The organism is Bacillus sp. ISL-34 (assembly GCF_018613325.1).
In the GTDB taxonomy this organism is placed as follows: domain Bacteria; phylum Bacillota; class Bacilli; order Bacillales; family DSM-1321; genus Peribacillus.
Genome location: NZ_JAGGQJ010000039.1, coordinates 1 through 24,837 on the forward strand (window position 1 = coordinate 1; position 24,837 = coordinate 24,837).

General features: G+C 38.4%; 21 protein-coding genes and 2 pseudogenes. 5 read left to right on the forward strand and 18 right to left on the reverse strand.

The features are described from left to right. Positions 1-108: 108 nt before the first annotated feature. From chbG to J7E52_RS24535, 5 genes are read right to left on the reverse strand one after another with little or no spacing between them, the layout of a single operon-like run. Positions 109-840, reverse strand: coding sequence for a chitin disaccharide deacetylase (gene chbG, locus J7E52_RS24515; RefSeq protein ID WP_214750948.1), 732 nt, complete (start codon positions 838-840; stop codon positions 109-111). Next, positions 837-2,180 carry a 6-phospho-beta-glucosidase gene (locus J7E52_RS24520; RefSeq protein WP_214750950.1) on the reverse strand — a complete coding sequence of 448 codons (1,344 nt, stop codon included), beginning with the start codon at positions 2,178-2,180 and terminating at the stop codon, positions 837-839. The genes chbG and J7E52_RS24520 overlap by 4 nt, the downstream gene beginning before the upstream one ends. After that, positions 2,177-2,524 (reverse strand): PTS sugar transporter subunit IIA, encoded by a 348-nt coding sequence (locus tag J7E52_RS24525; RefSeq protein ID WP_214750952.1) that lies wholly within the window; start codon positions 2,522-2,524, stop codon positions 2,177-2,179. The genes J7E52_RS24520 and J7E52_RS24525 overlap by 4 nt, the downstream gene beginning before the upstream one ends. Positions 2,525-2,540: 16 nt before the next feature. Then, complete coding sequence (locus tag J7E52_RS24530) at positions 2,541-3,890, reverse strand: PTS sugar transporter subunit IIC (RefSeq protein ID WP_214750954.1); 1,350 nt, start codon at positions 3,888-3,890, stop codon at positions 2,541-2,543. Positions 3,891-3,894: 4 nt separating this feature from the next. Beyond that, positions 3,895-4,203: a PTS sugar transporter subunit IIB gene (locus J7E52_RS24535; protein WP_048684685.1), complete on the reverse strand. Its 309-nt coding sequence runs from the start codon at positions 4,201-4,203 to the stop codon at positions 3,895-3,897. A gap of 291 nt (positions 4,204-4,494) precedes the next feature. On the opposite strand from J7E52_RS24535, the gene J7E52_RS24540 reads away from it, so the two are divergent. Both J7E52_RS24540 and asnB read left to right on the forward strand, forming a co-directional pair. After that, on the forward strand, positions 4,495-5,211 hold the full coding sequence (locus J7E52_RS24540; protein ID WP_098371373.1) for a GntR family transcriptional regulator: 717 nt from the start codon (positions 4,495-4,497) through the stop codon (positions 5,209-5,211). Between the two features lie 390 nt (positions 5,212-5,601). Beyond that, on the forward strand, positions 5,602-7,491 hold the full coding sequence (asnB, locus tag J7E52_RS24545; protein ID WP_214750956.1) for an asparagine synthase (glutamine-hydrolyzing): 1,890 nt from the start codon (positions 5,602-5,604) through the stop codon (positions 7,489-7,491). A gap of 102 nt (positions 7,492-7,593) precedes the next feature. On the opposite strand, the gene J7E52_RS24550 is transcribed toward asnB, so the two are convergent. The 5 genes and pseudogenes from J7E52_RS24550 to J7E52_RS24565 form a co-directional block, all read right to left on the reverse strand. Next, the gene (locus tag J7E52_RS24550) at positions 7,594-8,202 is read right to left on the reverse strand and encodes a methyltransferase domain-containing protein (protein ID WP_214750958.1); all 609 of its coding nucleotides are present in this window, start codon (positions 8,200-8,202) and stop codon (positions 7,594-7,596) included. 107 nt (positions 8,203-8,309) lie between these two features. Further along, the gene (locus J7E52_RS27165; RefSeq protein ID WP_286198065.1) at positions 8,310-8,471 is read right to left on the reverse strand and encodes an SDR family oxidoreductase; all 162 of its coding nucleotides are present in this window, start codon (positions 8,469-8,471) and stop codon (positions 8,310-8,312) included. Then, positions 8,455-9,120: pseudogene (locus tag J7E52_RS24555) on the reverse strand (SDR family NAD(P)-dependent oxidoreductase). The gene J7E52_RS27165 and the pseudogene J7E52_RS24555 overlap by 17 nt, the downstream one beginning before the upstream one ends. 177 nt (positions 9,121-9,297) lie before the next feature. Beyond that, positions 9,298-9,663 carry a PqqD family protein gene (locus J7E52_RS24560; protein WP_214750960.1) on the reverse strand — a complete coding sequence of 122 codons (366 nt, stop codon included), beginning with the start codon at positions 9,661-9,663 and terminating at the stop codon, positions 9,298-9,300. Next, positions 9,653-11,545, reverse strand: coding sequence for an OPT family oligopeptide transporter (locus J7E52_RS24565; protein WP_214750962.1), 1,893 nt, complete (start codon positions 11,543-11,545; stop codon positions 9,653-9,655). The genes J7E52_RS24560 and J7E52_RS24565 overlap by 11 nt, the downstream gene beginning before the upstream one ends. A gap of 315 nt (positions 11,546-11,860) precedes the next feature. On the opposite strand from J7E52_RS24565, the gene J7E52_RS24570 reads away from it, so the two are divergent. Then, positions 11,861-12,511: a cupin domain-containing protein gene (locus J7E52_RS24570; protein WP_214750964.1), complete on the forward strand. Its 651-nt coding sequence runs from the start codon at positions 11,861-11,863 to the stop codon at positions 12,509-12,511. A gap of 580 nt (positions 12,512-13,091) precedes the next feature. Here the strand turns inward: J7E52_RS24570 and J7E52_RS24575 are convergent. The 3 genes from J7E52_RS24575 to J7E52_RS24585 all read right to left on the reverse strand — a co-directional run bounded on the left by J7E52_RS24575 (position 13,092) and on the right by J7E52_RS24585 (position 15,355). Next, complete coding sequence (locus J7E52_RS24575; RefSeq protein WP_214750966.1) at positions 13,092-13,238, reverse strand: hypothetical protein; 147 nt, start codon at positions 13,236-13,238, stop codon at positions 13,092-13,094. Between the two features lie 15 nt (positions 13,239-13,253). Beyond that, complete coding sequence (locus J7E52_RS24580) at positions 13,254-14,426, reverse strand: MFS transporter (RefSeq protein ID WP_214750968.1); 1,173 nt, start codon at positions 14,424-14,426, stop codon at positions 13,254-13,256. A gap of 77 nt (positions 14,427-14,503) precedes the next feature. Next, complete coding sequence (locus J7E52_RS24585; RefSeq protein WP_214750969.1) at positions 14,504-15,355, reverse strand: aldo/keto reductase; 852 nt, start codon at positions 15,353-15,355, stop codon at positions 14,504-14,506. 115 nt (positions 15,356-15,470) lie between these two features. Between J7E52_RS24585 and J7E52_RS24590 the strand changes: the two genes are divergently transcribed. Next, positions 15,471-16,364 (forward strand): LysR family transcriptional regulator, encoded by an 894-nt coding sequence (locus J7E52_RS24590; protein ID WP_214750971.1) that lies wholly within the window; start codon positions 15,471-15,473, stop codon positions 16,362-16,364. A 1,799-nt stretch (positions 16,365-18,163) separates the two neighbouring features. On the opposite strand, the gene J7E52_RS24595 is transcribed toward J7E52_RS24590, so the two are convergent. Then, positions 18,164-19,144 carry an aldo/keto reductase gene (locus J7E52_RS24595; RefSeq protein ID WP_214750973.1) on the reverse strand — a complete coding sequence of 327 codons (981 nt, stop codon included), beginning with the start codon at positions 19,142-19,144 and terminating at the stop codon, positions 18,164-18,166. A gap of 191 nt (positions 19,145-19,335) precedes the next feature. Between J7E52_RS24595 and J7E52_RS24600 the strand changes: the two genes are divergently transcribed. Beyond that, positions 19,336-20,238: an AraC family transcriptional regulator gene (locus J7E52_RS24600; RefSeq protein ID WP_214750975.1), complete on the forward strand. Its 903-nt coding sequence runs from the start codon at positions 19,336-19,338 to the stop codon at positions 20,236-20,238. Between the two features lie 189 nt (positions 20,239-20,427). Here the strand turns inward: J7E52_RS24600 and J7E52_RS24605 are convergent. From J7E52_RS24605 to J7E52_RS24620, 4 genes and pseudogenes are all read right to left on the reverse strand, one after another. Then, a pseudogene (locus tag J7E52_RS24605) lies at positions 20,428-21,158 on the reverse strand (Tn3 family transposase); the annotation flags it as partial. Positions 21,159-21,941: 783 nt separating this feature from the next. Then, positions 21,942-22,955: an LLM class flavin-dependent oxidoreductase gene (locus tag J7E52_RS24610; RefSeq protein ID WP_214750977.1), complete on the reverse strand. Its 1,014-nt coding sequence runs from the start codon at positions 22,953-22,955 to the stop codon at positions 21,942-21,944. A 585-nt stretch (positions 22,956-23,540) separates the two neighbouring features. Continuing rightward, complete coding sequence (locus J7E52_RS24615) at positions 23,541-23,894, reverse strand: cyclophilin-like fold protein (protein WP_214750979.1); 354 nt, start codon at positions 23,892-23,894, stop codon at positions 23,541-23,543. 765 nt (positions 23,895-24,659) lie between these two features. Continuing rightward, positions 24,660-24,827 (reverse strand): hypothetical protein, encoded by a 168-nt coding sequence (locus J7E52_RS24620; RefSeq protein ID WP_214750981.1) that lies wholly within the window; start codon positions 24,825-24,827, stop codon positions 24,660-24,662. Positions 24,828-24,837: the final 10 nt, after the last annotated feature.

Sequence of the window (24,837 nt, forward strand, 5' to 3'; positions counted from 1 at the left end):
ATTCAGCCTGGCTTATTAATTTGAGATAAAGCACTCATTGAATTTAAAAGGACCAATCATCAATTTGATGATTGGTCCTCTTTTATAATTAAATGGCTATATAGGAAATCAAATGTTAACTTGGTTGATGCTGAATCTAAGGAAAAATCCTTCAGGTAATTTTGCATTTGTCAAAATACGGGTTTCTTTTAAGCGTTTATCATTATAAGAGGAGACTTCCATCAATTCTTCATCCATATAAGCAGGATGAGTCATTATCTCCACGCTCGCCCCATCCATTACCTTCCCCTTCAAGTTTTGAAAGTAATCTTCAACCACCATTTCTCCATAAAAATCATCCAGGAATACATCTGTAACGGTTTGAATCCCAGCAAGGTGCCTTCCGGCATTACGCACTGGCAATCCATATTTATCTGACAGCTTTTTAATGACAGGTAGAAATGCTGTGATCCCGTGTACATGATGATGGCTGTCGAAATGAGTCGGGAATAGACCAAATTCCAAGAATCTTTCGATTTGAGCTGACCACTCCCTCTCCAATTCGTATAAGGAAATACTGTCAGGATCCCCATATACCATCCCCTGCTTCTTAAAGAAACCAGATTCGTCAACCAAACTCGGAACATCACTCAATAAAGGTTTCCCCCATGTCAGCACTAAGTGTATACCTACCTTCAACGACGGTGTCTTCTTTGCGATTTCAATCGCATGCTCCGTTGCTTTCGCATTCATCATGATCGTTGCCGAATTGACAATTCCATATTTGTGGCTATCCAAAATCCCATAATTCACCGCTTTAGTTAACCCGAAATCATCTGCATTTACAAGAACTTCAATCATGATAAATTATCCTGCAACTCCTTTTTTTCAAAAAACTGCGGCAGATAATCTTTATGTGCCTCCAGCATTTCGTCTAAGATAAGTTTTGCAACCCGGTCACTTGGAACGAGTGGATTTATCGTCATGGCTAGCAACGCAGTATCATAGTCCCCCGAAATTGCAGCTTCGATGGCTACCCTTTCAAAGGATTTGATTTGCTGAATTAATCCGCGGACAGCGACAGGAAGCTCTCCTACATTGATTGGCTTAGGACCATCCTTAGTTATCACACAACTGGTTTCAATCGCCGAGCCGTAAGGGATGCCTTCAATCGTACCATGGTTGACCGTATTTACCGCTTGAATATCTCGCTTATCCGTATGCATCGAGCAAATCAACCGAACAGCCGCATCACTGTAGTACGCACCTCCGCGCTCTTCAAGCTGCGGCGGCTTGATAGCCAGTTCCTGGTCTTTGTATAGCTCGAATAAACCTGCTTCAAGTCTTTGAACGACCTCTGCACGTGTTTCCCCTTTTTCTGCATCCTTCAATTCTTGGGCAAGCACATCTCCCGTTTTATAATAGTAGTTGTGGTATGGACACGGAAACAGGTTTAACGCTCTAAGGAATTCCGGCTCCCAGCCCATTGCATGGATATTCTTCATCGTGACAGCTTTAGCTGGATCCGTAATCAAATTGATGATTTGGTCTTTGACACTCTCGCCATCAACGAATACATCCAAGCCGTAAACCATATGGTTCAAGCCAGCAAAGTCAATCCGGACTCTTGATGGCTCTACACCCATCAAATCCGCAACACCTCGTTCCATACCAATCGGCACATTGCAAAGGCCGATGATTTTGGAAATATTACTGTGACGCAGAACTGCTTCCGTTACCATTCCTGCAGGATTCGTGAAGTTAATCAGCCATGCTTCCGGACATAATTCCTCCATTTCATGAGCAATATCCAGAATGACGGGAATCGTTCTAAAAGCCTTGAAAAGCCCTCCAGGTCCATTCGTCTCCTGTCCGATCACTCCGTGTTTCAATGGAATCTTTTCATCAAGTGCCCTTGCCGCGAGCTGGCCAACCCGCAGCTGGGTTGTTACATAATCAGCGCCTTTAAGCGCTTTCTTCCTATCTAGCGTGAGATGGACATCAATATTCACACCAGCCTTTTCAATCATCCTTCTTGCCAAATTCCCGACAATTTCAAGCTTTTCCTTTCCCGCTTCGATGTCCACAAGCCAAATTTCACTCACGGGAAGTTCTTCATGATATTTGATGAAACCTTCGATCAGTTCAGGCGTATAGCTCGAACCTCCGCCAATCGTGACAATCTTCAGCCCCTTGCTCATTCAGCAGTCCTCTCCTTCACAGCATCCGCATGCAGGAATTCTTCACGTAGGTCAATCATTTCTATTGCAAGATCTTTTAAAGTCATCGCTGTCATTAAATGATCTTGGGCATGCACCAGGATAATGGGAAGATCAAAATGGTCCCCGCCCGCTTCAGCATGGATTAATTGGGTTTGGTATTTATGCGCTTGCAGTAATTCCGTTTCGGCCTCGGCTATTTTCACGCGGGCAGAATCAAAATTCCTTTTCTTTGCTTCCTGCATCGCTTCCATTGCAAAGCTTCTCGCATTCCCGCTATATAAAATCAATTGAAAGGATAATTGGTATAATTCTTCTTTTTCCATTTTCATCACTACTTTCTTAAACGCTTAGCGTTTCTGAATCTTTTGTAAGCTCTGTTTTATTTTTGGAGTCTATCTTCACTTGAGCATAAACGAATGGTAAATAAATCGCTGTTGAAATGACTAAGTTGATCGCAGCCAAGACCGCACCAGACACATGCCCGCCTGTGGCCAGGAATCCACCGACAATCGGAGGGGTAACCCATGGAATCTTAGCAACGATCGGGAAAACCATTCCGCTGCTTACCGCGATATAAGAGATCACCGTTGTAATTACCGGGCCGAGAACAAATGGGATGAACCACATTGGATTCAGAACGATAGGCAATCCGAAAAGAATGGGTTCGTTAATCTGGAACACTCCTGGTGCCCCTCCGAGTGCAATCATTTGTTTATACCGTTTCCGGCCGGCAATGATCATTGCAATGATCAGGCCCAATGTTGCACCAGATCCGCCTAAATAAACAAATGCATCCAGGAAAGAACCCGCCAATACCCCGTATTGGTCCATGTCTTTGACGCCTTTTGCATATAAATCGATATTTTTCACTCCCGAACTTTCAAAAAGCGGTGTCGTTATCCCACCAAGGATATTGGGTCCATGCAAACCGATCATCCATAATAAATGAACTAGAAATACTAGTAAAATAGCGAATGGCAATGAATCTACTGCACTTTGTAATGGAGACACAATCACTTTACTCAACCAGTCATTCAATACCTGCCCATCCGTAGCTTTACGGAACAGCAGTCCGAATATACCAGCGATAAAGATCGTTGCCATACCCGGCACTAACTTTGCAAATGAACGGGCCACCGCAGGAGGTACCCCGTCAGGAAGCTTGATGACTAAATACTTCACTCGGGAAAGTCTCACAAATATTTCAGTGGCAATCAAGGCAACGACAATTCCTGTAAATAGGGCTGTAGCATTAAAATAGTTCACGCTTACAAAACCCCATGCCCCGCCTGTAACATCCTTATCATCGATGGTTAAAGTGACATTTCCGATTTGAGGCAATAATAAGAAGAAACAGGCTGCGGATACCAGCATCGCTTCAAAACCATCGTCACCGTATGAACGCGCCAATTTATAAGAGATTCCGAATACAGCGAATACCGTCATGAATGCAAAGGTTCCAAACCAAATATCACCGCCAAGCGTATTCCATGCTGGACCGAAAATGGCCTCCATCATTCTTCCATAAGGTTTGATGACTTGCCCAAGATTATTAAACAGGACGGCGAATGACCCGATCATTGTAATCGCTATCATTCCAATCAATGCGTCACGAATTGCAAGCAAATGCCGGTTATTTCCTACCTTTACCGCCCCAGGCATAATATACTTATCAATAAAAGTCATCATATCCTTATTCTCCTTTTATTAAAGTGGTGGCTTGTTTTAGTACTTCCTCACCATTACATAGTCCATAGAACATTGGATTGATGGTTGCGACTGGAATTCCCTTTTCTTTCCCCGCTTCCTGTAACTTGGAAAGAAGATATCTAACCTGCGGACCTAATAAAATCACATCAGCCTTATCTATTTCATTATTCACTTCAGTAGAACCCACAGCCCATATATGACATTCCACCCCTTGTTTTTTAGCGCTTTCCTCCATCTTGGTAACTAATAAACTAGTAGACATTCCTGCAGAACAACATAATAAGATATTCATTGACAATACCCCCCTTTTTTTAATGATTGATTATTCAGTATTTTAAAGTGAGACTAAACCGCATTTTTTTAATAAGCGATGTTACTTTGTTTTATCACTTCCCTTGAAAGGCTATATGAAATGGGTATTATTACCTCCATACATATATTGTAGTTACAAATCTAAAAAATATCAACACAATTTTTAATTTGTTACTACAAATTTTCGATTTAAAGTTGATTATTGAACTTATCCGAGATAATCTATATGTATATATTGGGAATGAACATAGGAGGAATCACTGTGGAGACCATGAATAAAGAAGCGGCATTGCATTCCATAGTTAAGGAATCGATTATCGATCTCATAAAAAATGGCGAATATCAACCGAATACAAAATTACCGACCGAGGCTGAATTTTGTAAAATATACGGAGTAAGCAGGACAACAGTTCGCACGGCCTTACAGCAATTGAACGTCGAAGGCTACATCTACCGTGTTCAAGGCAAAGGTACTTTCGTTTCGGAGAATAAAGTGAAGCAATTTCTTACAAGCACGGTTGAAAAGTTCTCTGAGCAAGTCACGATGCAAGGAAAAAACCCTTCTACAAAGGTCATTAGCTTAAAGGTGATTGAAGCAAACGCTACCCTTGCGAAGCTTTTCAAACAAAATATTGGAGACCCCGTAAATAAACTGGAACGGATACGTTACGTAAACGACATCCCCCTTCAATATGAAATTGCCTTTCTCCCTTGGTATAAAACACCTGGGCTTAATATCGAAGCCTGCGAAAAATCACTCTTTAAAGTACTTGAAACACAATTCAATTTAAAAGTAAAAAAAACGGTCGAACACTTGGAGTTTTCCCTTGCCGATGATTCCATTTCTGACAAATTGGATGTACCGAACGGTTCACCTTGTTTTTCCTTGGAAACCTACACATATGAGAATGATGGATCGGTCATTGAATTCTCTAAAACTCTCTTTAGAGGCGATCGTGCACACTTTGTCATCGAGCGGAACTATTGATTATTGCGAAACTCCAGCCGAATAACTGGCTAGCAGAGGCCCCACTGCCACTTGCTTTGATGAGGCTTGGCAGACAGTCTGCGGAAAAGGAGCGGATTTCTGAAATCAACTGGTACTTTTTCAAAAGTAAAAACTGTAGGCAAACTGGCTTTTCTTCTAGAGGCAATCATGACGATTGCCTCTTTTCGTTGTGTGTCTGGGTAGGTATTTACATACTTACAAAAACATTCATTAAATGAGTAAAATTGACAAATATAGCGTAATAACCTAACCTAGTAGACTAGGGATATACTATTACTTAGATTGATACTCAACTTTATACCTATTTTATTTCTCGATAAAAGTTACTAGGAAATCCCTTACTATTAAATAATTAGGCAGGTGGATTTTATGTGCGGTTTTGTTGGATGTATTCAAGAATATCCGAAAGCCATAAATTCAAATATGAAAGAAACGATCAAGAAGATGAACACGATCATTACCCATAGGGGCCCGGATGATGAAGGATATTTTTTTGATGATTTCGTGAATTTTGGATTCAGGAGATTAAGCATAATCGATATAGATAATGGTAACCAACCGCTTTCATATGAAAATGAAAGATATTGGATCATTTTTAATGGCGAAATTTATAATTACATCGAACTAAGGAAAGAACTCATTGAAGAAGGATATGAGTTTACGACAGATTCTGATACGGAAGTAATATTGGCTCTCTATAGTAGCCAAAAAGAGCAAACCGTCCAGAAATTGCGCGGCATGTTCGCTTTTGTCATTTGGGATAAAATCGAGCTAAAGCTCTTTGGTGCAAGAGACCACTTTGGAATCAAGCCTTTTTTCTATTGTGAACAAGATGATGTTACTTACTTTGCATCAGAAAAAAAGAGTATTTTGACAGCCATGAATGAAGAGCTGGACGTGAATTCATTACAGCATTTTCTTAGTTTTCAATATGTTCCCGAACCATCCACACTATCCAAAAATATTGAAAAGTTATTACCTGGGCATTACTTCACTAAAGAGCCTGGAAAGAAGATGGATATAAAAAGGTTCTGGAAACCTAGTTTTCACCCTTCCAATATAGAAGATTCAAAGGTCATAAAAGAAATACAGGAAACTCTGCTGGATTCCGTGAACGTCCATATGAGAAGTGATGTTCCGGTCGGATCTTTTCTATCAGGCGGGATTGATTCATCATTTATCTGCTCCATTGCAAAAGAGATTAACCCTAAGATCAAAACTTTTTCCGTAGGATTCGAAAGAGATGGATATAGTGAAATAAACGTTGCACAGGAAACAGCAGCCGCTCTACATGTAGAAAATATCAGTTATATCATAAGTCCTGAAGAATTCTTGGCAGAACTTCCGAAGATCATTTGGCATATGGATGACCCTTTAGCTGACCCCGCTGCCGTTCCACTATATTTTGTCGCCCGTGAAGCTAAAAAGCACGTCACGGTCGCCTTGTCCGGTGAGGGGGCAGATGAGTTATTCGGCGGATATAATATTTACCGGGAGCCCCATTCCCTGCGTATGTTTTCCTATTTACCAGCACCGTTGAACAAAGTGTTGAAGGCGCTTTCCTCTGCTTTGCCAGAAGGTGTTAGAGGAAAGAGTTTTATAGAGCGCGGAGTGACACCTTTAGAAAACCGATATATCGGAAACGCAAACATATTCGACGAGAAAGGGAAAAAACTTTTACTGGTGAATTATCTCAACGGTCTAGAAAATAAGAAAGTGACAAATCCCATCTATTCAAGTTCTTTAGGGTATGATCCTATTACCCAAATGCAAAACATTGATATTCAAACTTGGCTAAAAGGTGATATTTTATTGAAGGCAGATAAAATGTCCATGGCGAATTCTTTAGAGGTGAGGGTTCCCTTTTTGGATAAATGCGTTTTCAATACAGCTTCAAAACTTAGTATGGATCAAAAGGTAAGAAATGGAACGACCAAATACCTGCTCAGAAAAGCGGCCCGAGGGATAGTGCCGGAACATGTATGGAGCAGAAAGAAGCTAGGCTTTCCTGTTCCGATACGCCATTGGTTAAAGGATGAATTATACGATTGGGCAGTAAGGTTAATTCAGGAAAGTCCGACTGACTATCTTTTTAACAAAGCGCAAATTATGAAATTACTTGAAAACCATGTGAATAATAAAGCGGACAACAGCCGGAAGCTCTGGACCATTTTAACATTTATGATTTGGCATCAAATTTATATAGAAAAACAATATGAGCCACACCCTGAAAAGATTTTACAATATGCTGCAAATTAAGCACCCTTAATGGCTTGTTCACTCATCGCACCCAAGCATCAATGAAATATCGCTTGGGTGCTTTTAATATTTGCTGATTATCACTGACGAACGAGTATCCATTCAAATTAACAATTGGTATATGACGAATTTCTCATAAGGATTAGATTCAGTCAAGCCAGGAAACATCACTTCGTCTTTCAGCTCGAAGGCGGTTTGATTTTCGAGGAAAAAAATATAATCTTGTGAAGCATAAAATAATATAAGTTCGATTTGGCGCGGTTCTTTTTCAAAGGAAAGCAATATGTTATTGATGATTTTCATGAAAATCTGTACCGAAAACGGGTTAAAGAAATAAAAACGATTGTCTTTCTTATCAATATCATATTCTTCCGCCAAGCAGCAGTGGAATTCTATATTGCCATTGTTGTTTTTCCTTTTCTTCATATAGCCATTCAGATTCTCGATCGCTTCTTTATGGAAATCTTCATTCATCTCCACGCCAACCGCAGATGATTGATATAAATGATGGATAAAAAAATTCAAGCGTCCTTTGCCGCATCCAAAATCCACAACGCGATCATTTCTTTTTAGTGCATATTTTTTGAATAAATGTTCTAATGCGCTATATGGTGTAGGCTCGTATCGGTGATAATGCAAAGAATCATTGAATTTATTTTGTTCCCCTTCCGTTTTGATGTTCAGCATTTCATCATAATTCGTTTCTTCCATTGTTATATGCACCTGCTTCATGTTTTTTCAATAAAGGGATTCCTGAAAAACCCGGATAAGGTTGATCTAATCCAGGGTAAGGTTTTGTTATAGGAATGTCTAGACAATTAATTTGTTTTTGCTTTAGTTACATAATCATTAAAATCAGAGATGCTTGGGTTGGCCATATAATGACCGCCTTCCACTTGGATCGTCTGACCTGTAATGAATTTGGACTCATCAGATGCAAGGAATAGAACGGTATATCCGATATCATCCGCTTCCACCATGATATGGCAATGCATTAAATTTGGCAAAAATATCGAGTACGGCCGGAGGCATATTATTTTTCGCTGCAGGAGTTAAAATAAGGCCTGGTGCCACTCCATTACAACGAATATGATCTTTACCATACTGGGCAGCGATATAACGGGTCAAATTCACTACCCCCGCTTTGGACGCACCATATGCAGATCGTACGGAGTCACCTGTAAATCCAGCCATGGAGGCCGTATTGATTATCGAACCTCCTCCCGCTTCAATCATGTGAGGAATCGCAAACCTGCTTCCCAATAGCACACTTTTTAAATTCACATCCATAAGTCGGTCCCATTCTTCCAAATCTAAATTCAAGACATCCAGATCTTTATGCAGGTTAGTTAAACCACATTATTAACAAGTACCGTAAACGTTCCATATTGTTCAATGGTAAAGTCGACTGCTGCCTGGATGGAATCTTGCTTGTCCAGCATCCAAGAATACTCCAGCCGCTTCCCCACCTTGTTTTTTAATGTTTTCGGCCGCTTCTTTTGCTCCTGCTTCGTTAAAATCAGCAATCACGACTTTTGCGCCTTCTTTAGCCATTAGTGTGGATATGGATAACCCTATACCTGAAGCTCCACCTGTCACTAATGCTACTTTACCTTGTACTCTTCCCATAATAACCCACCTGCTCTACTTAAGATGAATATTTCTGCTTTATTCATCATGACTAACAGTACAAGAATATAATATATATAATGTTATTATTAGAATGTCGTAAACCTATGAAAGTTTTTGTTTTACCAAATTCAAAACAGAAAAAAGCTGAAGCATCAAAAAGTGCTTCAGCTTTTTTCATTTTTCTTCTTCGTCATCCCATATGATCCAATCATGAGCTTCTAGAATTTCCAGAAATTTCATCAAACGCGGTAAGGCTGGTTCTGCTTCCTCACCAAAATGTTCACTCATCGCTTCAGAAATCTGATTTACATTCCTTTGGAGCTCCATCTGTTTAATGGCATATGCCCCAAACTTATCAAGCTTGATTTTACGGACTGATGGTTGTTTAAAGAAACGAATTGTAATCCGTTCCACAAAATTGGTCCTTTGAATGACTAAAAAAGTTGCTTCCGAAGATTCTTGTATCATAGTTACGCGTTTTTCCAAAAGGGGAACCATGGTTAACAGGTTCCTCTTTTTTGATTGGCGTTTACGAAGCATCTTCTTTTTTCCCTTTACTGGATATGAACCATAGCAATCCAGCTAGAGCAAGGAATAGTAGGAAAGGTAGCAAATTGCTGGCTAATTTAGCCGCAGCCGGAACTTGGACACCTGCTGCAATCAATATGGCAATAAGTACACCAATCAATGATTCACCCGCTATTAAACCAGAGGCAAATAATACACCTCTATCAACCCGTGCTTTAAGCGCTTCTTTTGTTTTCGAGAAGAACTCAACGAAGAAACGAATAAATCCACCGATCATGATTGGGGCACTAGTATGAACCGGCAAGTAAATGCCGACTGCAACAACAAGCGAATTCAGACCGAAAAATTCTAATGTGATCGAAATAGCCGCACCGATAAAGATGAGTGTCCAAGGTAAATCCCCTCCAAGAACACCTTCAGCAAGTATTTTCATTAGTGCCGCTTTAGGTGCAGGCAGTTCTGCAGATCCCATCGTATATGCGTTATCCATCAGAACCAGGATAAAACCAATGACAGAAGCTGACGCAACAACACCGATCATCATGGCAACTTGTTGTTTCCATGGTGTTCCGCCGACGATATATCCTGTTTTTAGATCTTGAGAAACATCACCTGAAACCGCAAGTGCTGTACAAATGATCGCAGCAACGGTTAAAGCGGCTACCATTCCCGTCGTACCAGTAAAACCGGTAGCTTTATAGACAATCGCTACAATCAATAGTGTGGCTATCGTCATTCCAGAAACAGGGGAAGATGAACTTCCGACGATTCCAACAACCCTTGAAGCCACTGTCACGAATAAAAATCCAAAAATCGCAATTGCAATCGCACCGATGATTCCTACATCTGTTATAGGCGTGAACGCAATGATTAAAATAACGATGATCGTTCCCAACCAAACATATTTAGCCGGTATGTCTTGTTCTGTACGGATCGAACCTGATTTTAGTTGTCCTTTATTGGCTTTTACACCTTTAAGAGTATCAAAAATTGAACTGAAAAGTATTGGTAATGTTTTGATCAATGTGATCAATCCGCCAGTTGCAACGGCACCAGCACCAATATAGCGTATATAATTATCCCAAATTCCCCATGCATCCAATTCACCGATCGGTACATCAGAAGGGAAAATGGCTGTTCCATTGCTGCCGCCAAAAAAGCTGATGGCCGGTATTAGAACGACCCAGGCTAATAAACCCCCGCCTAGCATTTGTCCTGCAACACGCGGTCCAATAATATAACCTACACCTAAAAGGGAAGGAAAGGCATCAAGACCAACCACTGCATTTTTAAAGTTCGTGATTCCTGTTTCAACCTCTGTCTTGAAAAGCTTAAACCCATCACCAAGCCCTTTAACAACACCGCCGATAACCAAACCGGCTCCGATTAGCTTGGCGCTTGTACCCCCCTTTTCTCCTGACTTCAGGACCTCGGCACATGCCGTGCCTTCAGGATAAGGTAATGTTTCATGTTCCCTTACAATCAAAAGCTGGCGAAGGGGAACCATCATGAAGACCCCTAAAAATCCCCCAGTTAATACAACGAAAATGATGAATGCTTGACTCACGTCCATGTCCCACATGAATAATGCTGGAATGGTAAATACAGCACCGGCACCAATAGCCTCACCTGCCGTGGTCATCGTTTGCACAATATTGTTTTCTAATATTGAATCCCTGCGAAAAACCCCTCTTAAGATAGCCATTGAAATTACCGCTGCGGGTATTGAAGCAGAGACAGTTAAACCAATAAGTAGGCCTAAGTATGCATTTGCCGCCCCGAATACGATTGCAAGAATGATCCCTAGAATGATTGCAGTTGCAGTCATTTCCGGTAGAGATTTAGATGCAGAGACGTACGGGACGAATTTACTCTCTTTTGAATTGTTCGACAATTTAGCCACTTCCTATGTTAAACTTTAAAATCACAGAGAAAATTATATCACTGTAATTTAAATTCATGCAATGGGAAAATTACGCTTATCAAAAGTTTGATTAAATTAATAATTCAGTTTAGTAGTTTCAGTTTTAAAATATATAAAATAATATTGATATAATAACCATAGCTAATCCGTTACACGGAGTCACTGCCTATCATTCATTCATGACAGTATCATCCTCTATAGGCATAACGCACTGGGTTATTGCACATTAAAATGAGATCTAACATATCCTGAAAAATCAAGTCTTAAAAAAGGAATGATAAATTCATGGTCTCCTATATGGACTATACTTCACCAGCCACACAATACTTTTTCGATGTTAATAAAAGTAATTTCATGAAAAAAGACAATCAAAACTATATTAATGTATTAGGTGTCAAACAATTAAATACCCTCGAAAATGTTTCTTTATTAGATATTTACCTTAGTACAGGCAATGTCATAGAACCGCATTATCACCAAAATGCAGCAGAGCTAGTGTATTGCATTTCTGGTGCGGCAACCGTTTCATTACTGAATCCTTTTACAAAGCAAATACAAAATTATCCTATTAAACCCGGTCAAGTAGCCAACGTCCCACAAGGTTGGTGGCATTATGAAGTGGCTAATACGGATAATACTCATTTGCTCGCCATTTTTAATGCACCAACACCTGAGGTGATCCTCGGTTCGGATATCTTGAAACTGACGCCTGCAAATATTATGGCACATACTTATTGCATGGATGAAAACCAATGGAAAAAAGCAATTGCACCGGTTCAGCCCTCAGCATTCATCGGTCCGCCAGCCAACTGCCATCGAACCGATGAAGAGATGCAGCAATATCCTCAATACATTAATCACTATGATAACCAAATGTATAATGCCCCCGCATACAACTATCAATACCAGGCCAATCCCCCATATTATTATTATTGAGATAAGGGTTGGAAAAATGATTAACGCTGTTCAAGTCCTATAACCCCTTCGTGGATGACATCCAATAAATCGGAATCGAAAAAAGCAATGGAGAACCCTATTAAATAAGAGTTCTCCATTGCTTTTAATTACATGATCCGTTTAAAAAGCCGATTTCATGTATTTTCGCTACACTCCACTTTGTTACTTTTACTTATTTGCATAAAAATATATCATTCCTATGTATTCATGACATATCATAACCAAATAGAAAATTTGTGGTCATTCATATTATGTTGGTCACACAATGTGGTTTATGGGTATTATAAAATCCAGTACACAATTGCATACAATTATCCAGTAATAGAATTATCTTACAATTTCTATATTCCACCGTGTTTCTTCTATAATATTATAGAATCTCAAATCGCTCCCAATATAACAATAGATCATTCACTTCATTATGCGGTTCGCTCAAATATCAATTCCTGATGAAGTTCTAATACATGGACATATATTGTTCGCGTTCCCATGGGTGAACTTGTGTACGGAACATACTTCTTAGCATTACCAGACATCATAAAACATCACTAATGCCTGTTTAATAGCACTCTAATTGTTGTTTTGCAGGATCCAGTGAAAGTTCCTGATATTGTTGACTCGCTTCTTCAAATTCTCGTAAATCCATAATATCCAGATTGCCGTCGATAGACGTATGTGTGTGTATAATAACATAAGGTCTATTCATTCTTGATCCTCCTTGTTAGCTATCAATTTGTTTGGTTTTAGGATTAAACATATAGTTTCTTAGTACAATAGATACTAAACTCAATATCAAAAATAGCAATCCTCCTAATGCGATATATTGTGTGCCCATCCCCGATATGAAAAATCCCGCTACTGCAGTGCCAATTGTTATTCCTAAGTTACCACCTGATAAAAATATTCCATTAGCGAAATCTGGAGCATCTGGAGCAGCAGAAGTAATCCAATATTGACTAACATTATTTCCCATTGCAAATAATATCCCCCACAACACAATCGTGATCATCATAGGGCCAGTGGACTTACCTGTAACGAATGACAAAACATGAACTATTCCTAATGCGATTGGAAAAAATGTAGCTGTTTTAATAGCATCTTTAGTAAGTAACTTTCCTCCTGCTAAATTTCCAACTAGACTAGCTAAGCCTAATACTAGTAATGCCAAAGTTAAGGTTTTGCCTGATATATTCGTAACAGTTTCAAGATATTCTGCAATGAAACTATTAACACTTGCGGTTGCCGAACCTATAAATACTACTGTTGCTATAGCTAACCAAAAAATTGGCTTTTTCAACACACTTACTTGAGCTCCATATGAAAGCCTTTCTTTAACAGGTAAGGAGGGAACAAATATCAATGTAGCGATGAAGGCAATCGCATTTACGATGGCAAAGAAAACAAAAGCCATTTCTAATGAAGTGGAACTAGCAATGTAATTAGTAATTGGCACACCAAGTACCATCCCTGCGGTTACACCCAAAATTACTTTAGAAACAGCTTTTGGTGCTTCTTCCTTGCTAACAGACGTAGCAGCTACTGTCAAAGCCAACGAACAGTATATTGGATGAAAAAAAGCTGGGATTACACGAGCAAGTAACAATAGGGGAAAGTTATATACGAATATTGAGACAATGTTACCTGCAATGAAAATGCCAAGAACAAGAAGCATTACCTTCTTGCGGTTGATACCTGAAAACAATAACGGCATAATGGGACCAGATATGGCTACAGCAAGTGCAAAGAGACTCACTAGCAGCCCTGCTGTGGATACAGTGATATCAAAATGCTCAGCAAGTAAAGGTAATATCCCCACAACTCCCATTTCAGTAGTTAGGATACCGAAAACTCCTACAGTCAAGATTAGGATAAGTAGGTTATTCTGTTTAGTCATACGTTTAGTCTCCTTTGGTCTTTAAATTGAAAAACCGAATCCTGATTGGAAATCGGTTTTTTGTGTGATAAATAATATTAAATATCATATTTTATCGTACCAAACCATTTGACTAAATCAGGGTCACGGTGGTTAACGATTAAATTCTCACCTGTATCTAACGTACTAATGTGATTCATATCAGATTTATCAAGTTCAAAATCAAAAATATTGATATTTTCAATGATTCTTTCCTTATGAATTGATTTCGGAATTACTACAATATCTCTTTGGACAAGCCAACGCAAAATAATTTGCGCTACGCTTTTTCCATATTTATTTGCCAACTGGAGTAACTTTTCATTTTCAAATATGTTATTTTTCCCTTCAGCTAGAGGTGCCCATGATTCAATTTGTACGTTAAACTCTTTCATAATCTTTTGGCTTTCAATTTGTTGCGTAAAGGGATGTGTTTCTACTTGATTAACGGCTGGAACAATCTCATTGTGTTGGATGAGGTCGATCAAACGGTCAGGATAAAAATTACTCACACCAATCGCTCGAATTTTCCCTTCTTTGTATAGTTCCTCTAACGCTCTCCATGAGCCATAGTAATCTCCTAATGGCTGGTGAACAAGATATAAGTCTAAATAATCTAATTGAAGTTTTTTTAAAGATTTTTCAAATGCTTCTTTTGCTTCTTTATAGCCTTGTTCTTGAATGATAAGTTTAGTTGTGATAAATAATTCTTCTCTTGGCACACCACTCCGTTTGATGGCTCTGCCGACTGCCTCTTCATTCAAATAAGCAGAAGCTGTATCAATTAAACGATATCCTGCGTCAATTGCATCACAGACTGCTTGTTCGCAAATTTGTGCATCCTCTATCTGAAAAACTCCAAAGCCAATTTTAGGCATCTCAACACCATTATTTAAAATTACTTTTTGCATTCCAAATTCCTCCTCGTCAATTCATTCTGTATTTCATTATAAGCCTTCAATATTTGACAATGAATCTCAGAAAAGTTAATGTGGTTTAAACTATAGGTTTATACGGAGGCTTTTTATGTATAGTCGTCAGATTGAAATTTTTGTTGCGGTAGTTGAAAGCGGAAGTTTTAATAAAGCTGCAGATAAATTATTTCTTTCCACAACTGCTATTATGAAGCAAATCAATTTGTTAGAAGATCAATTAGGAATTTCTGTTGTAGAGCGATCCAATCAAGGTATTTCATTAACCCCCGCTGGACAATCTTATTATGAAGATGCCAAACGAATCATGAGCCTATCTCGTGATGCTGTTCAAAAAGCTCGTCAAATAGCTGCTGATTCACCTTATATCATTCGAATTGGTAGTTCCTATTTAAACCCAGTTAAATCATTTATTCCTACATGGAATAAAGTCAGTGAGCTTTATCCGCAATTCAAATTACAAATCATCCCATTTGATGATGATAAAAATACAATTATGGATACGATAAAGTCTCTGGGAACACAGTTCGATTGTATTATTGGTGCTTTTGGTTCGAATCAGTGGTTAGAGTATTGTAATCTTTACCCATTAAGCGAATATAAGATAAGTTGTGCTGTATCATCAAATCATATACTAGCTGATAAGAAGATCATCAAATTAGAGGATTTACATGGGGAACATTTAATGATGGTTCGAGCAGGAGACAGCAATCCCAATGATCAATTCCGGGCATATATTGAAGCAAACCATCCTACTATTCAAATTATTGATACCGATTATTATTATGATTTAGAAGTTTTTAACCGTTGTGCACAAACAGGGAGTGTTCTATTAACGTTAGATGGATGGGCGAATATACATCCTTCACTTGTCACAATTCCTCTTAATTGGAATGGGGCGGGTGTGCCTTTTGGTTTACTGTATTCCAAAGAAGCAAATGAAACAGTCAAAAAATTTGTCAATGCAATCGCTCAGGTCATGCAATAAGCTGATCTAACAACAAAGCATTATTTAAAAAGATTGATTTAATAAAAATGAAAACGTTGTAACCAGTCAACTTTAGCTTGAAACAGGTTTGCTTGTGGAAATTCCCTGCTATAATAATTTAGCTTTTTGCAAGACCAAAACTTAAAACTGCTGGAAAAGAATCCATATTGATCAATCTTTCTAAATGGATTCTTTTCATCTAGCGTAAAGCATTGGTTTGTGAGTTGTTTTTAATCGAACTTATTTAAACCAACATCAAAAAATGCTAAAATCCTACTAAAATATCCAATTTCTCAATCAAGTGTTATTCAGGAAAATGGCCCGATTGCTAAATAAGGAAAAAATCCTACATTATCAAAAAACAGCATATAAACGACCTACTCAGGGTTCTCTTTAATTATTACTGATTTCCCCATTAACTAGATCACCTTTTAATTAAAAACAGTTAAGTCCCATTTTCCTTAATAAAATCACGTTCTGATCTTATTTGTTCTTCTAAAAGATAATCCACTAGCTTCCCATATCTTGAAGCTTGATTATTTTTCCCCTTTGACAAGTAGAACGAAAAACACGCATAGGCAATCGCCCTTAATCAAAAGTTTTTTGCCCCTTGATCGATTGACCGGCCGTCTTAGCTTCCTGCCGAAAAGATTCGGGTGCCCTACTGGGTGGAAGGTTAGTCGGCCTGCGCTGTTTTACGATTCGGAAGGTAAAGGGAAAATTAATAAATAAAGGAGCCGGCCGGCTGCTGACACGAATCTTTGGAAATGTGGGGAATATCGAGTATTCTTTTTTCCTTCAAGATTTTTATGAATACATAATCGGTCATAACATCGCCTACTTTTAGGATTATTTTTCTTAAATGATGAAGGGAAATTTGCCTCTACTCAAAAATGTGGACGTAAAAATATGTCCTGCTTCTCCTTGAATTCAATATTCGCAGCCGTCTTAGCGTGATCAATTTCGCTGACTTCGTGCCGTAAATAATCAACATTGAGTCGATTCAATACATAATTGGCAAACACATCTTTGTGGTTATTCCCATCTGGGTTATTCAGTTTTCTTGAAACAGCCCCGGTTACCAAGTCAGCAATTTGAACATCTATAATAGTCTTCGATGGTATTCCGTTGAGGTTTTTTTACTCTTTTTAAGAAGTTTCACCTATTGTGTCTCCTCGAGTAGTTAGCCGTAGTTAATTACAAACTGTCCTTCCAAAGCTCTGCTCTAGTGCTGTTATAATTTGAAAATTGACTTCCCTTTAAAAAATTAATCTAATTAACTTTACCATTATTTTACAAGAAATAGTAAATACCAAAATGAAAGAATGCTATAGTTCCTAATCCTAATGTATAAAGTGGCTCAACGAGAGCAAAGGCTAATCTTTTGACGAGTTTCTTCTATAATTCAAACCCACATTCCAATAGCAAAACTTTTGTTCTTTTTGCGCCAGAAACCAAATTTGTATGTCTCATGAAATTTCCCTAGCTTATATGAATGTTCATAGTAATAGATGAATTAATTCGTTTGCTGCTTTATCATTAGTGAAAATTGTATATTTTCCTATTTGTTTTTGTGACCAACCGGCTTCGGTGATTAGTAACTGACCCGCGGCGATATTTTGAACAGCACCTTTAAATAAAATTAGATATTTATGTTAATGTTTAGAAAAGATTGTGAAGGTTTGTACTTAGTTTAACTGGCAGTTTAGTTTACCAATAAGGGTTCTAAAAGATTTAGAAGAAGAACCCAACCTTACCATTATGGAAGACTGGGTTTTCTTCTATTTATCAGTAAACACTTAGTTGTAACCAACTATTGGATGTGGTACATATGGCTCTTCAAGAAACGCAATTTCTTCAGGTGTTAGCTTAACCGATAAAGCACCTACAGCATCTTCAAGATGTGGTATTTTCGTAGCGCCAATTAAGGGAGCTGTTACTGGTTCTTTCTGTAGTAACCAGGCAAGTGCGATGTGTGTACGAGGGATACTATGTTTTTCTGCGATGGATGTTACTCGCTCCACAACCAATCGATCGGCGTCCGCAGTCGCATCGTATTTAGATTTTTGAATTTGATCTGTCTCGGAACGATGCGTTGTTATTGACCAGTCACGCGTTAATCTCCCTGATGCAAGAGGGCTATATGGCGTGACACCAATTTTCTCTTCCTTACAAAGAGGCAACATTTCTCGTTCCTCTTCACGGTATATTAGGTTTAAATGGTTCTGCATGGACACGAACTTAGTCCAACCATTTTTTTCTGCCACATGTAATGCCTTTTGGAACTGCCAAGCGTACATGGCAGAAGCACCTATGTATCTTGCTTTTCCAGCCTTCACCACGTCATGCAATGCTTCCATCGTTTCTTCAATAGGGGTATTGTAATCCCAGCGATGGATGATATAAAGATCTACATAATCAGTTTCCAACCTCTTAAGACTTTTATCGATTTCGCTCATAATTGCTTTTCGGGAAAGACCAGATCCGTTTGGACCTTCATGCATTTGTCCGTGTACTTTAGTTGCTATTACAACTTCATCACGATTCGCATAATCCTTAAGAGCTCGTCCAAGATATTCCTCGCTTGTACCAAGTGAGTATACATTTGCTGTATCAAAAAAATTAATCCCTAACTCGAGGGCTTTTTTTATAACGGGGCGAGAGTCATCTTCGCTAAGTACCCATTGGTGAAGCCATTTGTTAGCGTCCCCAAAGCCCATACATCCAAGACAAAGTCGAGATACGTCTAATCCTGTATTACCAAGTTTTACATACTCCATTTGATTGTTCCCTCTCTTTTGTTTATTTGCCACGTTTATCGTGACCTATTTACAATTAATTATGTCATAAATAATAATGAAATCCTTATCACATTACTATCAATTTTTTGCCTAATCCTCTCAAACTCTCTTACTCAATCAATGAATATCAGGTATAATGAACCGAAGATGAAGAAAAAGGAGAATAAGTAATGTCTGAGAAAACTTACAAACAGCAATATGAACTTGCTAAACTAATTGAGCGCTTTTCAAAGCAGGACGGTGTTCACCTGACCCCTATTCGATCTTTATTTCTCATCCGCGAATCCATTATTACTGAACCCATTTCTAGGGTTAACGAGCCATCTTTTTGCATTATCCTCCAAGGAGAGAAGGAGATTTTATTGGGAGAGGACCGCTTTTTGTACGGTCCTGGTAATTATATTGTGGCATCCGTTGATTTGCCAGTTACAGGGCAAGTTATCAAAGCCTCAATAGAATCTCCATATTTAGCCCTAAAACTTGAATTTACATCGAGCCAAGTTTTAGAGGTTTTAAATGACACAGATATTCAATCTGGACAGGGAAAGAACTCGAAACGAGCTATGTTTGTTAGCGAAGTAGAACCATCTTTGTTGGACGCAGTACTCAGGTTAGTTTGTTTATTAGAGAATCCGAAACATATCCCCGTTCTTGCTCCATTATTAAAAAAAGAAATTCTCTATTGGATTTTACAAGGACCACATGGCGTAGTGCTTGAACAAATGGCATTAGAAGGTAGCAATGCCTCTAGAATAAGAGAGGTTATAGACCATATCATCAATAATTATGAAGAGTCTTTTCGAATTGAAGAGCTTGCCGAAATAGCGAATATGAGTGTTTCATCGCTACACCGACATTTCAAAGAGGTAACGGCTATGAGTCCCATTCAGTTTCAAAAACAATTAAGATTGCAGGAAGCTAGGCGCTTGTTATTAGCTAAGTCAACAGATGTAGCTGATGTCGCATTCAGGGTGGGTTACGAAAGTCAATCGCAATTCAGTCGAGAATATTCCCGAATGTTTGGCTTTCCACCTAGAGTAGATATAAACCGAATGAGAGAGAGCTACGTTTAAATGAAGAAGGTCTACAGATTATGAAAGGTTGTACTTAAAGGGTGCTTTTCTTTATAAGGATCGGGCGCTTAAATGGAAGATAATGGCTAACGACTTTAAATCGTTAGACATTTTTAAATCATTCCTTAAATACATGTTTACACTGAAAGATCACATGTTAATTCTGATTTTTTTTTAAAAAAGGTATTGATAACCAGACGTGTCTGTATAATGTTCTTCTACGTTTAGATCAGTCTCATGGTGTAATAAACCATCCAAAACATGAATTGCATCCCTTGAATTAGTATGAATAATCTTTGTGTAGTAAGAAGAGAATTGATCACTCGTAAACCGATAGGAGGTGGCTCCTTTTCCAGTTCCGTAAGTGGGTTTGCATTTGCATGTAGTGATGAAACACCTAGCTGCATTCTCATACCATCTGACGAGGATGTTGTACCGTCGCCCCAATAGGAAGACAGTTGTAACTTGTGATGAAAATTTACTAATACGGCTTGGGCTTTATTCATTGCGTCTTCATACATGCTCCATTGAGACACATTGGCTAGTTGCTTATATGTAAGTCCGGGTGTTGCTTCAGCCATCTTGCTCAATCCAATATTCATTCCCATTCCTAAAAGGGCAGCCATGATAATAATCGTTTCTTCTTTATCAGGTTTTCGATTATTGTCAGCATGAGTGAATTGCTTATGAAATCCTGTTATATGGGCAACATCCATAAGTAGATCGGTTAATTTTATTCTTGGCAAGCGTAAAAATGACAGTTTTCCTTTTTCAAGAGAAACCCCATCTAATTTGTTGAAATTGGCAGACAACCACTTTAGTCTTTCGTTAAGGCTGCTGGTTCTCTCCATGGAAACATCACCAGCCCGAACATGTTCCCTTAATTCCGTCAAGACTGCCATTTCATAATAATGACGATTGAAATTTTGTTCTCCCCCGACTAATTCGATTATATTTTTTGCAAAATTGCGATTGGGGCAGCATTGTTGAGCAAGTCTTTATCGGGTACTAGATGTTCCAGAAGAAGCAAAGAAAATTAGTCAAAACTGTTATCAGTTTACACGCCTTAAGCAACTCCTATTTTATTGTCCGATTAGGCACAGTGTTTTCTCCACGATACTTTTCATGTACAGACATCGTGCCGAGTATAAAGTTCAATTCATGTTTTTCCTACTGTGCGATAATTAAACAAAAAACTCTTTCTTTTAATTAAATTTTCAATTGTAACTGTAAAGTCCCCTTAAAGAGTTATTTCAGAATATGATCCTATGGGGAAGATCAACGATAAGTCCTTATGGTGTGGCCACCAAATAATTCGCTCATACTATATTGTTACCAATCATTCGTTTTTCATCTCTAAAAAATCCCCCGTTAGGTCCTTTTCCAAGCGTGCTAACAAAAGGATAGACTCAGCAGCTTGCTTAGGAGTTCTTGGAGAAAATACTTTATGTAATTACTCCCATTTAAAGAATTTTAGTTCTATTTTCTATTTAGATTTATTATTTCTTCTATCCTAACACGTAACCTCAATAAAAATGGAAAGTATATATCATCACCTTATCAAACTCTTGCGCCCGTTGTTTATTATCTATTTATCACTTATATCTTTATTCTGGTTTAGAAATACAATAATTTCTCTGTTTTGTTTACTTGTTCAGGATAGAAGCCCTAGACAGAATCAACGAGGCAAAATATTCTCCATGCTAATTCTTCCTTTCTTGAAGTTTAAATTCTTTTGCGAGCAAATGAATGACTTTCTTTCGATTTTCGACTCCTGACACATTAGGTATAATCATTATTTCGTCGGTTTCGAAAGCTTCTGCTATCTTTTCAATTTCCTCTTTTACTTGCTTAGGTGTTCCAACAATCATTCGCTTGCGGTTTTGTCTTACTTTTTGTTCTTCAACTGAACTGAAACCGCGATTTTTTGCTGTCTGAATGGATGGATAATATGGCGGTTGGTTATTCGACTCTACAAAGAGTAACCATAGGTCAAATGCTTTTGCTAAATCCTCAGCTTTCTCTTCCGTTTCTTCGACAATTGCAAATAATGTAATAATTGTTTTAGGAAGTTGTAGAAAAGCAGAAGGCTCAAATTTATTTCGATAACCTTTTACGGTACGTATCCCTTTTGTTCCTGGCTTTGCAAAATGTGCAAATACGTATCCTGTCCCTTGAGTTGCAGCAACTTCGGCCCCTTTTTCACCAGTTCCAAGCATCCACATTTCTGGTTTAGTAGGTATTCGTGGAGTAGCAATCAGCGACTGAAAACGATGTTCATCTACTGTATTGTCTGTAAAATATTTTTTTAGGTCAACTACCTGTTGATCATATGATTGTCGCTTGCTTTTCCCCTCATTTAATGCTTGATTTACAATTCGATAACTTGGTGTTCTCCCAATTCCTATATCAATTCGATTTGGATGGAGAGCTTCCATCATTCGAAAGTTTTCAGCTACTTTATAACTACTGTAATGTGGAAGCATAATGCCACCAGATCCGATTCGTATTTCTTTTGTTGAAGATGCTAAATGCATCGTAAGCAATTCAGGACTGCTGTTAGCCACTGAATCAACAAAGTGATGTTCGGATACCCAAAATCGTTTGTACCCGAGGGATTCTGCGTACTTCGCCAATTCCGTTGTTTGCCATAGTGCCTCAGGTGCATTCGATCCCTCATCTATAGGAGAATAATCTAGTATGCTTAAAGAAATCATTTTTGAACTCCTTATAAGATATTGTTTATTATTATATCTTTCATTAATGTGGAAAGCAGGGTTAACCCTGCTACATACTCCCAAACACTTTCTTCCTTCAACGGCATTTCACTCGTTTAGCACAATTTTAAGAGGAGTTGTCACAACAATTCCACTTATTAGACTCTTGCTCCGTTAGCTTAAGTTGAAACGGATAGTATGATTTTAAAAAATTGATACAGCTCGATAGCAAGGGTTCTAGAATTAATATTCATATATAAATACGACTTTTTGTACATATGTTAGTGAACCTAAAAGCGGTATTTACGGAAGAGATTATAGGTGTTATTTACATTTAATTCTTTTAGTATAAATAATATTTAAGACTCTGTATTACTTGTTGTTCCTTCAACAGATGGATTTAACTGGTTTTTTTAAATAAAACTCATAAGTTGATCTGTCTACAATACCTACAGTCTTTTCGCTATTTGATTTGTGATTTAACAAAAGTTTATGACCATCAGTTCAAAGGCTACAAAGTAAAAAAAGAACATTTGTGTTAGACATGGGGATGCTCCTTTTTTACTTTGTCTTCTTAATGACCTCCTACTTTTCGATATCTAGCTGTGCATCTATAGGTTTTTTATATGAAGCAAGCTTCTTACCACCACTATCAATACTACCTAACTTGATAAGACCCGAAGCATGACCAAAATCCCGATAAAAAATGGCCAAATTTCCCCAAGGAGCGTAGTACGTAATATCTCCAATAGAAGCTGTGGCACCATTCGGCGAACCAGCCGTAGACAGTCGTTTTGGAAGGTCGCTTACCTTTTCCGTCCCCGCATAGTCTTTAAGTGTCAACTTCATTGGAAGCAGGGCAATAAAATCTTTCGCCGCTTTACTATCATTCATAGTGGCAATATATTCGTCCTGCCCAATAGTCAATTTTATTTTCATTTCTTTAAACATCCTCTTCTGGTTTTTTTTGATTCGTTTTTTCTGAGACAGTTGAGTTGTTCCCGTACTTGATGTTTCATTCGAATGTACTTCCGATTCTTTTATTGCTGGATTCCTTTGTGTATTTGTAAATTAAGTTAACAGAAAAGCTACCAAAAGACTCAGAAACATTTTGATTGCCTTTTTCAACACTCTCACCAACAACTCTAGTTGGATTCTTTAAACATTTCCAAAATCCAAGTTACACACATCTCAACCCATTTATCGACATTTGATTTTTCACACTTGTTTTTTAAGTGATTTCCAGATAGGCGATTCTCAACAGACATCCCATGTCAGTGGTGGGGTATGCGACCCAATATAATCTACTACATCCTGTTGAGGAGCCATTTCCCTCGCAATCTTTCCAAGCTCCGTTGGAACATAAACATCTTCTCCCTCCACAATCAGTGAGTTTTTTGCTGCACCATATCCTAGAACCGCCGCATTTGGCTTGATATCTTCAGGTGAAACTCCTAATTTTTCTGCTACATCTGGATTGTTCTATTGCGTTGCTGACAGCGATACAATCCCCAAACCTGCCGAAAAACCCATCAAGCAAAATGCATTTGGATCAATCCCCCATTTTTCAGCATTCTTTCGCGCTTTTAAAATCGCCATTGATACATCTAGAAGTGGGTTTTGGATATATCGAGTCATCCCCAACAGAGTCATAAAGCAAAAATGTATTAAACCCTTCCTTCATAAAAGTCAAAGCGACTGGTTCTACCCATCGTTTTGAGAGAAAATAGTAGGCACCCCCGGCAACACTATAATAGCTGGGCGTTTGGGTGTTGCTCCCATTTCTTTCTCTCTTTTAAATGAATGATCATGAATATATGTTATTAATTTCACTATTCCATCATTGCTTAAGTTAATTTCTTCATGAATCATTGCATAGCCC

Coding starts and splice junctions, on each gene's coding strand:
- chbG (WP_214750948.1), bottom strand. CDS start 840: ATGATTGAAGTTCTTGTAAATGCAGATGATTTCGGGTTAACTAAAGCG.
- J7E52_RS24520 (WP_214750950.1), bottom strand. CDS start 2,180: ATGAGCAAGGGGCTGAAGATTGTCACGATTGGCGGAGGTTCGAGCTAT.
- J7E52_RS24525 (WP_214750952.1), bottom strand. CDS start 2,524: ATGGAAAAAGAAGAATTATACCAATTATCCTTTCAATTGATTTTATAT.
- J7E52_RS24530 (WP_214750954.1), bottom strand. CDS start 3,890: ATGATGACTTTTATTGATAAGTATATTATGCCTGGGGCGGTAAAGGTA.
- J7E52_RS24535 (WP_048684685.1), bottom strand. CDS start 4,203: ATGAATATCTTATTATGTTGTTCTGCAGGAATGTCTACTAGTTTATTA.
- J7E52_RS24540 (WP_098371373.1), top strand. CDS start 4,495: ATGAATAAAGAAGCGGCATTGCATTCCATAGTTAAGGAATCGATTATC.
- asnB (WP_214750956.1), top strand. CDS start 5,602: ATGTGCGGTTTTGTTGGATGTATTCAAGAATATCCGAAAGCCATAAAT.
- J7E52_RS24550 (WP_214750958.1), bottom strand. CDS start 8,202: ATGGAAGAAACGAATTATGATGAAATGCTGAACATCAAAACGGAAGGG.
- J7E52_RS27165 (WP_286198065.1), bottom strand. CDS start 8,471: ATGGTGGAAGCGGATGATATCGGATATACCGTTCTATTCCTTGCATCT.
- J7E52_RS24560 (WP_214750960.1), bottom strand. CDS start 9,663: ATGCTTCGTAAACGCCAATCAAAAAAGAGGAACCTGTTAACCATGGTT.
- J7E52_RS24570 (WP_214750964.1), top strand. CDS start 11,861: ATGGTCTCCTATATGGACTATACTTCACCAGCCACACAATACTTTTTC.
- J7E52_RS24575 (WP_214750966.1), bottom strand. CDS start 13,238: ATGAATAGACCTTATGTTATTATACACACACATACGTCTATCGACGGC.
- J7E52_RS24580 (WP_214750968.1), bottom strand. CDS start 14,426: ATGACTAAACAGAATAACCTACTTATCCTAATCTTGACTGTAGGAGTT.
- J7E52_RS24585 (WP_214750969.1), bottom strand. CDS start 15,355: ATGCAAAAAGTAATTTTAAATAATGGTGTTGAGATGCCTAAAATTGGC.
- J7E52_RS24590 (WP_214750971.1), top strand. CDS start 15,471: ATGTATAGTCGTCAGATTGAAATTTTTGTTGCGGTAGTTGAAAGCGGA.
- J7E52_RS24595 (WP_214750973.1), bottom strand. CDS start 19,144: ATGGAGTATGTAAAACTTGGTAATACAGGATTAGACGTATCTCGACTT.
- J7E52_RS24600 (WP_214750975.1), top strand. CDS start 19,336: ATGTCTGAGAAAACTTACAAACAGCAATATGAACTTGCTAAACTAATT.
- J7E52_RS24610 (WP_214750977.1), bottom strand. CDS start 22,955: ATGATTTCTTTAAGCATACTAGATTATTCTCCTATAGATGAGGGATCG.
- J7E52_RS24615 (WP_214750979.1), bottom strand. CDS start 23,894: ATGAAAATAAAATTGACTATTGGGCAGGACGAATATATTGCCACTATG.
- J7E52_RS24620 (WP_214750981.1), bottom strand. CDS start 24,827: ATGATTCATGAAGAAATTAACTTAAGCAATGATGGAATAGTGAAATTA.